Genomic DNA, 15224 nt, shown 5'->3' with positions numbered 1-15224 from the left:
TAGATGGTTTTTAGCGTAGAGCTTTTGCCAAATTTATTGGGATAATTCATTGCACAGTTCAAATAAGCATGAGGCATGTTCTTTTGTTACACTTTTCGTATTTTTGAGGTGTGCAAGGGGGTGTTTTGTAAGTGCTTTTGTTTTTAATGAGAGGGGAAGGAAAGTTTCGAGGGAACTATGATTAAAGTTTTTAGAAATCATGTATGTTTATGTGCTTGTACAACAGCTATCCTCTCTTTGCTTCAAAATGGAAGAGAAGTGTATGCGGCTGCAGAGGGGAAGGATAGTAAACCTTATGTTATAAAGGTTATCCCAGTTGTCTCTGCTAATTCTTCTCCTTATCTTAGCGGGAATAATAAGCATAAGCTTCCTCTTAGTGGAGAGAGTGGGGATAATTATTACCCTTCTAATATGATTAATGTTGGCAATAACGATGAGGGTATTCGTGGGGGGAGTGACTATCGTAAGCTGAGTGGAGTGGATGGATGGAATGGACATAAGGATAATGTAGATAACTCTGTTAAAGATGCAGACTCTGATGGAAGAGGAGTAAATCCTGGGTTTTATTACTATAGTGGATTATATTATATATGCGATAATTGCGGGGAATCTAAAATTGATAATAAATCTTATACAATTACGAACGAAAATGTTTCCAACTATCCTGATGATCCTACTGCTATAACGGTGAAGCGGATAGGGTCCAGAGTTGATGGAGAAAATGTAACTGTTAGCAGTGAAATTTCTGATAAATCTTTTTTGCGTGGTGTGGCTGTATCCGATGATGGAAAGATTGTTTTGAAAAAAACGACGCTTAAAAATACAAAGTTAGCTCTTTTTGCTCATAATGGAATCATTGAGGTAAAGCAGGGGATTATAGAGGACAGTGATAGGGCTGTTGAAGCTGTGGGGAATTCATTGGTTATTTTAGAGGGTGCAAAAGTTAATACGCGTGATGGGAAGGCAAGTCTTTCCAGTTATAGCGGGGCAGATATTTGGGTGGAAGGTGGGGAGGTTAACTTTACCAACAGTCATGGGATTTCTGCGATGTTGGGAGGGACGGTGATTCTCGATGGTGTCACTCTTACTGGAAAGGGCCACAAAGACAAAAATGATGCAGCTTTTTTAATGGATGAAGGGGGGCGTGTTGAGTTTACAGGGGGGACTATTAAGGTTGAGGGTGCACATGGTATATTATTAGAAAATCCCGTCAAGCCTTTTAGTGTTGTACCAGAACGCTCTGACTCAAAAGATGAAACTGAAGATTTATCGAATAACTTTTATGTGACCGAGGCTAACTTTAAGTCTTCTTCTATTACAGTAAAGGGTGAGGGATCTTATGGTATCTATTTTCAGGGAGAGAAGCCATGGAGCGAAGGTGGAGGTAAAAAAGAAGAGATTTCATTAGAGGAAGAAAAAGCTCCACCACGATTGGAAGTTGTTAATTTGGATACAACAGAGTTTTCTGTTGAAGACGATACCGCTCTTTATGGCAGCAATGTTATTTCTGGTGCGGTGAGTTTGATGAAAAGCACTCTTCGTTCAGGGAATTTTTTATTAAAAGCTGAGAAAGGGGCATCTGTGATCGTTTTGGCTGATGCTTCTACGCTTGAAGGTCGCACACACGTTGATAAAGACTCTAATGCCGAACTTTATTTAGGAGGTCGTTCTACATGGATTTTACAACAACCGCTGCAAAAAGATCAACATGGGGCTGCACATGATTCTTCTATTTCACTCGTTAGTCTTATGGGTGATAGCTCTATTAATTTTAAAAGACATGAATCTTCTTCTGTTGATAATTATCAAACTCTTCGTATTGGAAAGGGAAAGGGTGAGGTTTATAGAGCACGGGAAGGTGCCTCTATTTCCCTTAATACATATCTGAATAGTGGTGGTGCTCTTAATCATCAAAAGACTGATCGTGTTTTAATTCATGGTGATGTTTCGGGAAAAACAAAGCTCCAAGTGCATGGAGTTGCAGGAAGTCCAGGAGGATATACGGGAAAGGGGGGGAATGCTGAAGGTATTTCAATCATTCAGGTTTCTGGAGAAGCAAAGCAAGATTCTTTTCAGTTGGAAGGTGGTTATGTAGCCTTAAACGAATTACCTTATCAGTATAAGCTTTATAGTTATGGTCCAGAATCTGAGTTTGGAAAAGCAAGTATGGATCAGAGATTAGTTGAAGGTAACGGGGAATTTTGGGATTTTCGCCTTGAAAGTAGGTCTATAGATTCTGATGTTCAACCTAAACCAGATCCTGCTCCTAAGCCAATTCCGGGACCAGAACCTTCTCCAGAACCAGCTCCGGAGCCTCATCCTCGTCCTAAGCCGGGCGTTAAGGCTGTTGTTCCGCAGGTTCCGACTTATCTCCTTTTGCCTAATGCCTTACGTCATATTGGTTTGATGAATGTTAACAATCAAAATAAGCGGTTAGAAGCTTTGCGAATTACTTCTGGGGGCTTATTAGAAAGTCGTGAAAATCCTCTCTTTTTTGTGAGCGGTTATGGCGGCAATCATCGTTATACTTCAAATCTTTCCACGCTTGAATATGGTTATGGCGGCGAGTTTGATTATAATGCACTAGAGGCAGGTGTTTTGCTGAAAGTAATCGAAAATATGTATGGTTCCACTTCTTTTGGAGTTATCGGGGCTTACGAGAGATTTTCTTTGCAACCTTTGAATGTTGAGCAGAGTCAAAAAAGTACATTTGATAAATGGTCAGTTACGGCATATGGTGGTATGCAGCATGATGCGGGTTTTTACGTTGATGGTCTTGTGTCTTACGGCTTGTTTAAAGGTGATGTTCTAACAACTGCACGTGGCAAGACGGCAACATTAAAGGGTTTCCCTTTAAGTGCTTCATTGACTGCTGGTAAAACGTTTATGGTGGGGGAAGACGGTTTTGTTTTTGATCCGCAAGTTCAGGTTGTTTATCAATATCTTCAATTTAATAAGGTGCGTGATGTGGATGGCTTTGATATTGATTTAGGAAAGCTTCATCAGTGGGTAGGGCGTGTTGGAGGGCGTTTAACAAAGAGGCTGGTCGTTACTGATGAGGCTCAGGTTGTTTCTTTCTATGGCAAACTTCATCTTGCTCATGGTTTTGAAGGAAAACAATTTGTGCATTTTAAAGATGCTTTCCAGCTAGGTGCTTTTGGTTCTTCATTAGAAACAGGATTAGGTTTTAATGCCCAATTGTCTCAAAAATTTGCGCTTTACGGCGATTTGGTTTATCAGCACAAACTAACGAAAGCTGGTTTTTCTGGAACGAGTTTTTCAGGTGGATTGCGTTATCATTTCTAGTGTTGTTCCTGTTTTTGATTAATCTTTCAAAAAAGCTACAAGTTATACTTGTGGCTTTTTTTTCATTATCTATTCATTTTGTGTTATAGCATTTTTACGAGAGTGTGACTTTGCATATCTTTAACATGCTTTTAGGTTGGACTTCTTTCGTTTTTTTGAAAAGTCTGAAGAGTTTGTACGTTATTGTTTCAAAACGCGTATTTCAGAGTGATTATTATATTGTTTATAATATTTTGATTTATAAAGATATTTTTTAATTTAGGGCGCTGAAATATTTTCAATTCTCTTATGATGAATCCATAAAAAGCATTCCTTTGTCTATTATATGTAAGATTAGCAAGTGGATAATCGTTTAAGAAAGGAGTCAATATAATTTGGGGGATTATGTTAAGAGGAGAGGATTTACAATATTAGAAATTGACAAAGACAAAGATGCTACTCAGACGCAATGAGGGCTGTATCCGATAAACTTGATATTATATCTGCTGTCGTTATGAAATGGAGATGGAAATATGAAATATATCTGAGAAAATTGGTGGATTAGAAACATAAATAACGTATTATTTTTTGAAAATGCGTTTTCTTTAAAGAATGTGATAAATAAAAAGATAAAATTATATGTCATTTTCACCTTTTAGATACGGCTCTGAATATTTTAAAATGTTGAAAAGAGATGGTAAAAATCGGAACAGATTTTAATTTTTACACTTTCCTCCTCTTTCTAAATTAGTTCGTATTTCCATAAATACTGCCTAAAACAGCTGTATGTGATAGCTTTGCTTCCCAATTTTGGCATATATTCAGTTTTGTCTGCTTACGAGTGCCCATTGTTTCAATATAATATTTATCTCGAATATTAATTATACACGCTTTGGGTATTGATTAAACAACAGTTAAAATAGGCATTCTTAATGTACAAAAATCCCTTAAAGCTGCTTTTAAATAACAACTTTAAAGATGATTTTTCTCTAATTTTCAGTTATATTTTTGCAAATCCCTTATAAAAAAATAGATTTAGACTGTATTTTTAGTAACTTTTAAATTCCATATTTACATAAAACACAAAAAGCATTAATAAGATCTGCGCAGTTAATCCAAAACGTATTAATTTTTTCTCTTTGTTAAGTTTTTTGATACATTACGTATTACTTTTATGGGCAAAATTATGGTGTAATTATGGTCAATCTATTTAAAAATCGTTTTTCCTTATGTACTTTTACAACAGCATTTCTTTTTTGTGCACACAATGTTCATGCTACGGTTCAAGGTGGTGCTGTTGTTAATACTGGGGTACAAGATCGTTCTGGCGTTAATGGTAAGACACAAAATAATCAGGATCAATTTTCATGTAGTATGAATAGTGAATTTTATCGGTGTAATGATGGTAAAAAACACTACTTTTACAATAAAAATTATCAAAAAACTGATGAAAATACGAATGAAACTGTTGCTATACAAGCATCTGGAAGAAAAACGCTTCTCTTAGGGAAAAATATAACTGTTAAGGATGCTTCAAGTGCTGTTATTTCAAAAGAAAGTTTTTGGAAGTATGGGGTCGTGGCGAGTGAATATGGACAAGTGATTATAGAAAGAGGAGAGATTAACTTTACAAAGGGTATCGGAGTTAAAATAAAAAATTGGGGACAGGTCGATTTAAGGAGTAGTTCTATTACCGAACAAGGTAGTCAGGGGATGGGTATAGATGACCATAATGAAAATTCAGCTTTTCATGCGTCTAATGGGTTTATCCATTTTGAGAAAGGTAAAGTTAATCTAGCCAATGCTCATGGTTTTTCAATGCATGGGAATAATATCGATGGGAAGGGTGTCTTTATAACTATCGTGGATTCTACGGTTTTGGTAGAAAGTAATACGTCTTATGGGTTGCGTTTTTGGGAGGGACTAGGAGACAGAAATGAGGAAATGAAAGATCACGAGTATCCCTATTCTTTTTATATTTTTGCGGGTGAGGAAGAGATGTTCGGAAGTCTTCCAAAAACGAACTTACCCGTACGAGGGATTGTTGACTTGACAAGAACCTCTTTTACAGTTCCAAAGAGTGCAGCTATTTATAGCAGAGGATCTGGTGGTGTTGTTAGGCTGTTGGATAATTCCAAACTTTCTGGAGATTTATTACTGAAGGTTGAGGATGGCTCTTTTGTGAAGGTTTCAGTGGATGCTTCTACACTTGTAGGGGGGACACATGTTGATGAAAGTTCTTCTGCTGAATTTCGGTTGAGAGGTGATTCAAAATGGATTTTATCACGACCGAAAAATAAAAATTTGCAAGTTCCTAGTTCTATAGGTGTTTCATCAATTTCATTAATACATCTTATTGATAGTTCTATTATTTTTGAACAACCAGAAACTAACATAGTTGATGGCTATCAAACCCTTCGTGTTGGGAGAGGAACAGGTGAAGTTTATAAAGCACAGGGTAATGCACATCTTTATCTCAACACTTATTTGAATAAGGGGGGGGCTCTTCAGAATCAAAAAACGGATCGTTTTTTGATCCATGGTGATATTGAAGGAAAAACGATAGTACATGTGCATGGTGTTTCAGGAAGTCCAGGAGGTGGTACGGAGCGTTATGGAAATGACAAAGGTATCTCGATTATTCAGGTTTCTGGAATAGCGGAGAAAGATTCTTTCTTGTTGGATGGTGATTATATTGCATTGGACGGTCTACCTTACCAATATAGGCTTCATGCTTATGGCCCAAACTCTGAATTAGGAAGAGCGAGTGCGTCTCAAAGATTAGTCGAAGGTGAAGGAGATTTTTGGGATTTCCGCCTCGAAAATGGATTTATTGATTCTGATACTACATTTAGATTAACTCAGAGTTCTAAACTTAGTTTAGGTGGTGAGCATCATTCTAGGCAAGGCGTTAAGGTTGTTGTTCCTCAGGTTCCAACTTATCTGCTTTTGCCAAATAGTTTATTCCATGCTGGTTTAATGGATATAAGCAATCAAAACAAGCAGTTAGAGACAGTACGGACTAATCCTAGTGGAATGTTGGAAATTCGTGAAAATCCTGCTTCATTTTTGCGTGGCTATGGTGGAAGTTATCGTTATGCCTCAGATTTATCTGCGCTTGAATATGGTTATGGGGGAGATCTAGGGTACTATGCACTAGAGACAGGTGTTTTGCTACAAACTGTTGAAAATGTTGACAGTGTTATATCCTTTGGGGTGATGGGGTCTTATGGAAAGCTTTCTCTACAACCTCGAGATGTTGCACAAAGCCAAAAAAGTACATTTGATAAATGGACTGCTACAGTTTATGGCAGTATGCAGCATGATGTAGGATTCTATGTTGATGGTTTGTTATCTTATGGTCTGTTTAAGGGAGATGTTCTGACAACTGCGCGGGGTAAAACGGCAACATTGAAGGGTAACCCTTTAAGTGTTTCCTTGATGAGTGGTCAGAAAATTGCCACAGGATATGAAGGTGTTGTTTTTGATCCACAGGTTCAGGTTGTTTATCAGCATCTTCAATTTAATGAGGTCCGCGATATTGATAATTTTAATATTGAGATGGATAAACTTGATCAATTGATGGTGCGTATGGGTGGTCGCTTGATAAAGACTCTTACTGCGTTTGAAAAAGATCGTGATGTTTCTTTTTATGGAAAGATTCATTTTGCCCATGATTTTGGAAAAGAAAGGTCTGTGCGCTTTAAAGATTCTTTCCAGTTAGGGGCTTTTGGTTCTTCTCTAGAGGCTGGATTAGGTCTTAATGCTCGCTTGTCTCAAAAATTTGCGCTTCATGGTGATTTGGTTTATCAGCATAAGTTGAGTAAAGGTGGTTTTTCTGGAATCAGTTTTTCTGGTGGATTGCGCTATCGTTTTTAGGATGATCATCTTGAGGTAAGTTGTTTAAAAAACCACAAGCTATGCTTGTGGTTTTTTATTATTTGTTTGCAACTTTTTAAATAAGTTTTTTAAAAAAATGTTTTTTTGCATGAGCTAGTTTGTTTCTTTTTAGAAACGAGATAAGACTTTCTGGTTTGCAGTTTTTGCTTCTTATGCTGTTTTTCTTCTTTGAGTTTATTTTTATTAAATTCTCTTGAAATCACCGCTTTGGGGTGGAATTTTTATTTCTATCTATATTTTTACGCGTTTTTATAAATAATACAATTTTAAATTGTGATATTTTGGGATTCTGGCTTTACATAAAACATAGGGTGGATATATAAAATACAAAACGTATTTTAAATTATCACGCGTAACCAAAGTTATTAAACAGAACGCGTGTTTTTTGTTTTTAGAGAAGGGGAAGAAAGTTTGTAGAAAATTATGTTTAAAAATCATCTCTCTTTATATCATTTTACAACGGTTATTTTTTTCTTTGTATACAATACTGATGCAGGTGAGATTTCTTCTGAGAAGAAGCCATATTCATGTAACGAAAGTGCCTCATTTTATCGCTGTAATGATGGTAAAACGCATGAAATTACCAAGAAAACTTATCAACTTACGGGTGAAAGTTCTGATGCTGCCATAGAGGCATCAGGGAAAAATACAGTCATTGAGGGAGAGGCTATAATCATTAACGGTGTTTCGAATGCACATGGACATTCAGAAACAAACGCTTGGACAACAGCTGTAAAGTCCTCAAATGGGGGAGGCGTTGCTCTATTTGATTCCATGTTAAATAACGTGTCGATAGGGGCCGATATTAATGATGAGGGAGCTTTTGAAATGCAGGATGGGGTGATTAAAGCAACCAGAATGGGGATCAGTGTTGGGGGTAAAGGGTCGTTTGTTTCTTTGACCAAGACAGAGATTAAGACATCTTCTGATGCGATAGGTCTTTTGAGTCATAATGGTGCAAAAATTTATATGAAAGGAGGAAAAATTGATTTTGCTGATGGTATTGGTGTTCAAACAGGAGGAGATGGAGAAATTAATTTAGAGGGCGTTTCTATTACTGGGAGGGGGAAACAGGGAACAAATACAGATAATCATCGTGAAGGTTCTGCTTTTAGTATGCTTCAGGGGAAAGGCTCTCTTAATTTCCAGAAGGGAAACGTTAATGTCGACAATGTTCATGGCATTGTAGTGCAGGGGAATAACCATAATGCTGCTTATATAAAATATTCCAATGTTTTTGTGAGAGGGAATGGATTTAATGGTATGCACTTTTTTTGGGAAGCTGTCTTAAATGATAAAAAAACAATTATACCTGGAAAAGGGACTGTCTATGTGACAAAGACAACTTTTATGGCTCCAGAAAGTACGGCTATTTATAGTCGCGAATTCGAAAGTTCTGTTAAACTCTCACAACATTCAAAAATTTCTGGAGATTCACTCCTGAAAGCTGTTGAGCGTTCTAATGTAAAGATTGAGGCTGATGCTTCTACCCTTGTAGGAGGCGCACATGTTGATGAAAGTTCTACAGCTAAGATAGATTTAAAAAATGGTTCAAAGTGGATTTTATCGCGACCAAAATATGACAAATTGCAAAATTCTGATGCTTCTGGTTCTAGGTTAAAAGATTATTCTTCTATTTCATCGGTTAATCTTACGGATAGTTCTCTTGTTTTTGAAGAATTAAAATCTAAAAAAACAAATGGTTATCAGACACTTCTCATTGGAAAAGGATTTGGGACTGTCTATAAAGCGCACGGTGATGTGAATCTTTATCTTAATGCATATTTGGATAAAGGGGGAGCTCTGCAAGAGCAAAAAACTGACCGGCTTTTAATCAATGGTGATCTTGAAGGAAAAACAACAGTTCATGTTTATAAGATTCCTGGAAGTCCAGGGGCATTGACGGGAGATGGTGGTAATAATCAGGGGATTTCCATTATTCAGGTTTATGGAAAAGCCATGGAAGATTCTTTTCAGTTAAAGGGGGGGTATGTCACACTTGAAGCCTCCCCCTATCAGTATCATCTTAAGAGTTATGGTCCAGGCTCTTCTTTAGGGGCGGCAGATTCCAATCAAAGAGTGCTTAAAAACTCTGGAACATTTTGGGATTTCCGACTTGAAAGTCAATTTGTTGATTCCACTAAAGTTTTTCCTGTTCTTGATTTGGTTGTCCCCCCTTCTTCTGATGATATTCCTTCTGTTCTTAAAATTCATCCTAATATTACTGGAGGTGAGGATGGTTCTATTGATTCTAACTCTCAGCAAAAGTCTCAGGAGCCAAGTCTTTCTTCTCCTGTAGATTCTCCTGATAGGGATTCCCATCTTACGACCACACCTAATGTATCTGATGTTTTTGTACTTGAGATCCCCAATCCTCTTTCCTCTCTTGCACCTGTTGTTCCCGCTATTGCTGAATCTAATCCAGTTGCTCCACCTGAATCTGGTTCACTTGTTCCGCTATCTGTTTCACCCACTCCTTCTGTTGTTTCCCCAGTTGCATCTGGTTCACCTGTTCCGCCATCTGTTTCACCCACTCCTTCTGTTGTTTCCCCAGTTGCATCTGGTTCACCTGTTCCGTCATCTGTTTCATCCACTCCTTCTGTTGTTTCCCCAGTTGCATCTGGTTCTTCTGTTCCGCCATCTGTTTCACCCACTCCTTTTGTTGTTACTCCACCTGCGTCTGGTTCTTCTGTTCCGGCATCTGTTTTTGAGCCTTCTTCTCATTTTGAGCCAAATGTGAGAGTCGTTGTTCCACAGGTTTTGACTTATATTATTGTGCCAAATACCTTATTTTATGCTGGATTGATGGATATCAGTAATCAAAGCAAGCAGTTGCAAGCGCTGCGAACTGTTCCTGGTCGGTTGTTGAAAAATGATGAAAATCCCGCTTTGTTTTTGCGCGGTTACGGTGGACATCATCATTATACTTCAAATTTGTCTGCATTTAAATATGGTGATTATGGCGGTGAGCTTGATTATAATGCACTAGAGGCAGGTATTTTACTCAAGAAAATCGAAAGTGCATACAGTACGACATCTTTTGGGATTATGGGAAATTATGGCAAGCTTTCTTTGCAGCCTCGAAAGGTTAAACAAAGTCAAGAAAGTATATTTGATAAATGGACAATAACAGCATATGGAAGCATGCAGCATGATACGGGTCTCTATATGGATGGTCTCTTCTCTTATGGTTTGTTTAATGGAAATGTTCTCACACTTGAGCGAGGTAAAACGGCTGCATTGAGAGGGAAGCCCCTAAGTGTTTCTTTAATTGCTGGTAAAACGTTTATGATAGGCAGCCGATATTTTATTTTTGAACCACAGGTTCAGTTTGTTTATCAAAATCTCCAGTTTCATAAGACTCGTGATATTGATAATTTTAATATTGATATGCGAAGTCCAGATCATTGGGGGATGCGTATTGGTGGGTATTTAACGAAGACACTTACATTTACTAAAGATAAAGATGCACATGTTCTCTCATTCTATGGTAAGCTTCATTTCATTCGTAGTTTTGATGATAAACAATTTGTATATTTTAAAGATGCCTTCCAGCTTGGTTCCTTTGGGACTTCTTTAGAAGCTGGATTTGGTGTTTTTTCGCAATTATCTCCCAAAATTATTTTTCATAGCGATCTGATTTATCAGCATAAATTTACGAGTGACGGCTTTTCCGGAACGCATTTTTCTGGTGGATTAAGTTATCATTTTTAATTGTATTTTTCTTTAATACATCCTTTGTGAAAGACATAAGCACAAAACACGGTTTTGTTGTGTCGTTTTTCTGATTTTTGACTTTACATATAATACAAAACAAATTATATGTAACGGCACATAATAAGTAGATGAACTAGGTGTGTCTTTTCAGTTTTTTATGAATAAAATAAAGGAAGTTTAGACTAAATTATGATTAAAGTACTAAAACGCTATGTGTGTGTGTTCTCTTACGACCTCTATTTCTTTCTTCGTGCACAATATAGATGTGAGTGCAGAAGATTATAACCCCTCGTGTAATTCTCTTTTTAAGTCGCATTCGTGTGATACAGTTGATGCTTCTCGTACTTTTGGAAGTCGTAATAAGTTATATATGAGTGGATTGGATAGGAGGACTACAGGTGTTATTTTTACAATACGAACTCATAACATAGTTATTAAGCCGCAAAAAAGTAAAGGGGAAAAAGGCTTTCAGGAACTGATGGAATTTTAGAATTAAAGAGATCTGAGAAGATTACATCAGCAGTGGTTGTGTCAAAAGATAATAAAACTTCTTTTAAAAAGAGTTCTATTACAGGAAATGGCGAAAAGAAAAGTGGTAGAAATGCTACGTTATCTCAATCTGTGTTTGGTGTGAAGCAGGGTGGTTCTTTCCTTTGATGAAGGTAAGATTCAGGTTTCTGATGTTCATGGTATAGAGGCAAGTGTCTTGCTCAATGCGATTGAGGATACACATCACACTTTGAGCTCTGGAATAATGAAGAATAATGGAAAAAAAACTCTCTACAACTTCAAGATGTTAAAGAAAGCAAAAAAGTACATTTGATAAATGGTCTATTACAGTATATGGCAGCATGCAGCATGATACAGGCTTTTATATAGATGTCCTTTTTTCCTATGGTTTATTTAAAGGGGATGTTCTCACGCAAGCAAGAGGCAAGACAGCAACATTGAAGGAAACACCTTTGAGTGCTTCATTGATTGCGGGCAAGTCATTTATGACAGGGCATAAAGGGGTTATTTTTGATCCGCAGGTTTAGGTTATTTATCAAAATGTGCGGTTTGATAAGGCGTCTGATATTGATGGTTTTGATATTGAGATGGGAAAACTTGATTTATGGGTGATGCGTGTTGGTGGTCTTTAAGAAAGATGCTTGCTGCTTCTGAAGAGGCTCTTGTTGTTTCTTTCAATTGCAAGCTTCAGCTTGCCATTAGTTTTAGAGGAAAACAACGTGTGCGGTTTGGAGATGAATTCCAATAAGGGCTTTTGGCTCTTCTCTAGAAACTGGAATGGGATTGAAGGCTCAGTTGTCTTCAAACTCTTCTTTGCATGGAGATGTAACTTATCAGCATTGCCTTAGAAAAGGTGGTTTTTCAGGGATTATTTTTTCAGGCGGTTTATACTATCGTTTTTAGGTGCCTATGAAATATAGAGTAATTTTTACATAAGTTATAGAGTGTTTTATGAAGTATAAAGTGATTATTTAAGTTTTATACTTGCTATTTTTAGTGTGTTTAACTTAATGTTATGGGGAATGTTTTTTATTTTTAACTAACAGGGGAGAAAGGCAAATTGGGAATAAAGTTATGGTTAATGTATTAAGCGGGTATAGATTTTTATTTATTACAACGGCTATTGTTTCTTTTTTGCCAATCGTGAGTGTTAATGCGAATCCTAATAATTTAGGAACTTCCTGTAATGTATCAGGGAGTTTTTTTACATATAGCGATAGTAAAAAACATACGATAAGTAATAAAAATTATACTCCTTCTGTCTCTTCTCTAGATGATTTTATTGCTGTCTTCTCTATAGAAAAAGAGGGAACTGTTTTAAATTTATTAGAGACAAATATTATCTCGCATAGGCCAAAGCAGTCATTTTTATATAGTGCATCTGTAAAAGATGATGGCAAGCTTGTTCTAACCAATTCAAATATTAAGGATATGTCCGGTTTTCGTGTTCAGAACGGGCAAGTTGTGATGAATAGAGGGAAGATTGAAGGTAGTTTGCAAGCTGTATGTGCAGAAGGAAAAAAAACCGATATTGCTTTAGTGAGCGTAAATATTGATATTGTATCAGATAATTTGAATGCAAAAGGGATTGGATTTGTGAGTAGTTCTGATGCATTCGTTAGGATGTCAGGCAGTACTATTACTTTTCATGAGATTGGTGCGTTTTCAACACAATTTGGGGGAAAATATCTTATTGATACAACCAATATTCAGGGAAAAGGTAAGAAACATACGATTGTAGTTGATAATGAAACTATTGATGAATTTCCAAGAGCTTTTGACATATCACAGGGTGGTGATGTTCATTTGCGTGGTGATTCTATTCAGCTCACTGATATGCATGGCTTCTTGATTACGAATTTTGCAGGTTATGCAGATGCTGAAGGTAAATTGGTTCAAGAATACGCTTCATCAAATGAGTTTAAAAAGACAAGTATTAAGATAGAAAAAAACAATATTTCTGTTCAGGGTGAGGGAGTATACGGTCTGTATTTTTATGGATTAGGTCCAGATGTATGGGGTGATATGTTTAAGGTAGGGAGTGAAAAACTTTCAAAAGTAGAAAAAATTGTTTGGGGTGAAGCATCTTTGCATTTGTCACAGACAGCTTTTTCAGTTCCTGATGGTATTGCCATTTATAGTACGGGGGATGATATTTATGGAGCTGAAGCTACTATTGAATTAACAGAAAGGACAAAGATCTCTGGTGATTTATTGTTAAAGGCTCAAAATAATTCTTCTCTATTGGTGAAAGCAAAGGATTCTACCCTTACAGGGGGTATTCGTGTTGAGGATGCATCAACTGTTCACTTAGAATTAACAAATGGCTCTGCATGGTATCTCACCAAAAGGAAACATACAGATTTGCAGGAATCTCTTCCTGTAGATTCATTACTTTCGTCTATAAGCATTTCTGATAGCACAATTTTTTTTGATAAATTTATATCTCAAGATTATCAAACGCTATATATTGGAAAAGTATATATTGAGAAAGGAAGTAATCTAAATGACATAAATCCAATAGAGGGGATACAGTATGATAAAGAAGCCTATAATGCAAAGGGAAATGTGCAGATTAAGATGAGTGCGTTTGTGAATAATGACGGCTCGTTTAATCCTCAAAAAACTGATCGTATTTTGATCTACGGGAATGTTTTGGGAAGTACACTGCTCATGATGGAGAAATTTTCCAAAACCTTAGAAGGAGAAGCTGGCAATAAAGGAAGTCAAAGTATTTCACTTGTTCAAGTTGCTGGGACAGCAGAGGAAAGTTCTTTTAAGTTAGCCAATAGTTATACTACGGTGAATGGATTTCCTTATCAATATAAACTTCGTGTCTATGGTCCAAGTTCTTCTTCTGGAAATGCAGATCCAAAGAATAGATTGGTTGTTGGAGAAGGGGATTTTTGGGATTTTCGTCTCGAAAGTGTTTACATTGGTCCTGAATTAGATTCTTCTGAAACTGCTTCTAAGCCAACGTCTACAGTTTTACCTCCTCAATCTGAAGAAGAGACGGTTCCTTCTAAACGACCAACAGAGACTATTTCACCTGAACAACCCCCTTCTGTTGAGCCTCCACTTATACCATCTACACCTTCTTTGCCTGAGGGATCTGAACCGTCTGAAACATTTATCCCTACGGATTCGACGCTGACTCCTTCTGCACCAGTTCCGTCTCCCTCAGTACCAACAGTTCCAGAAAATCCTTCTGCTGTGCCTATGCCTGCACCATTTGTTCCAGTTGAGACTTCTACGGATGAGGTTATGCCATCTAAGCCCTCTGTTCCGGAGGACACTTCATCTCTGGATACTGTTTCTCCTCCTTCTGTCCCTGTTGAACCAAAGCCTTCTCAGTCCTCTGAACCTTTAGATCCTTCATCTAATCTCTCTATACCGCTTGATGTTCAGTCTAATCTCCAAATTAGAGCTGTTGTTCCACAGGTTCCAACTTATCTTCTTTTGCCAAATGCCTTATTTCATGCTGGTTTAGTGGATATGATCACGCAAAATAAGACGTTGGAGACAATGCGGAATGCTTTTCATTCTTCTTGGAAAGAGAATGAAAAGACAGCCTTTTTTCTGCGTGCTTATGGGGGGAGCCATCATTATGCTTCCAATTTATCTGCTTTTGAATATGGCTATGGTGCTGAGCTCGATTATAATGCACTTGAAGCAGGTGTTTTGTTAAACGAGATTGAGAGTTTATATGGTCGTACATTCTTTGGAGTTTTGGGGAACTATGGAAATCTTTCTCTACACCCTCAGGATGTTGAACAAAGCAAAAAAAGCGCATTTAATAAATGGTCTGTTGC

The 15224-nt window shown here is 37.1% G+C and carries 5 protein-coding genes and 1 pseudogene; all 6 read left to right on the top strand.

What is annotated here, in order from left to right; translation table 11 throughout:
• Positions 1-177 precede the first annotated feature (177 nt).
• Complete coding sequence (locus tag ACFIQC_RS07525; RefSeq protein ID WP_375706965.1) at positions 178-3306, top strand: autotransporter outer membrane beta-barrel domain-containing protein; 3129 nt, start codon at positions 178-180, stop codon at positions 3304-3306.
• Between the two features lie 1176 nt (positions 3307-4482).
• The gene (locus ACFIQC_RS07520; protein WP_375706964.1) at positions 4483-7164 is read left to right on the top strand and encodes an autotransporter outer membrane beta-barrel domain-containing protein; all 2682 of its coding nucleotides are present in this window, start codon (positions 4483-4485) and stop codon (positions 7162-7164) included.
• Positions 7165-7608: 444 nt separating this feature from the next.
• A complete protein-coding gene (locus ACFIQC_RS07515) occupies positions 7609-10899 on the top strand; it encodes an autotransporter outer membrane beta-barrel domain-containing protein (protein WP_375706963.1) in 3291 nt (1096 codons plus the stop codon).
• A 531-nt stretch (positions 10900-11430) separates the two neighbouring features.
• Positions 11431-11559, top strand: coding sequence for a hypothetical protein (locus ACFIQC_RS07510; protein WP_375610851.1), 129 nt, complete (start codon positions 11431-11433; stop codon positions 11557-11559).
• 28 nt (positions 11560-11587) lie between these two features.
• A pseudogene (locus tag ACFIQC_RS07505) lies at positions 11588-12315 on the top strand (autotransporter outer membrane beta-barrel domain-containing protein); the annotation flags it as partial.
• A gap of 171 nt (positions 12316-12486) precedes the next feature.
• On the top strand, positions 12487-15224 hold a 2738-nt coding region (locus tag ACFIQC_RS07500; RefSeq protein ID WP_375621646.1), incomplete at its 3' end, for an autotransporter outer membrane beta-barrel domain-containing protein.

The organism is Bartonella sp. AA126HLJHH (assembly GCF_042197425.1).
In the GTDB taxonomy this organism is placed as follows: Bacteria; Pseudomonadota; Alphaproteobacteria; order Rhizobiales; family Rhizobiaceae; genus Bartonella.
Note: the sequence above shows the minus strand (reverse complement) of the source record. Positions and strands in the feature narration are given on the sequence as shown.

Bases quoted from the DNA above. Each gene is read 5' to 3' on its own strand.
- ACFIQC_RS07515 (WP_375706963.1), top strand. From the start codon at position 7,609: ATGTTTAAAAATCATCTCTCTTTATATCATTTTACAACGGTTATTTTT.
- ACFIQC_RS07520 (WP_375706964.1), top strand. From the start codon at position 4,483: ATGGTCAATCTATTTAAAAATCGTTTTTCCTTATGTACTTTTACAACA.
- ACFIQC_RS07525 (WP_375706965.1), top strand. From the start codon at position 178: ATGATTAAAGTTTTTAGAAATCATGTATGTTTATGTGCTTGTACAACA.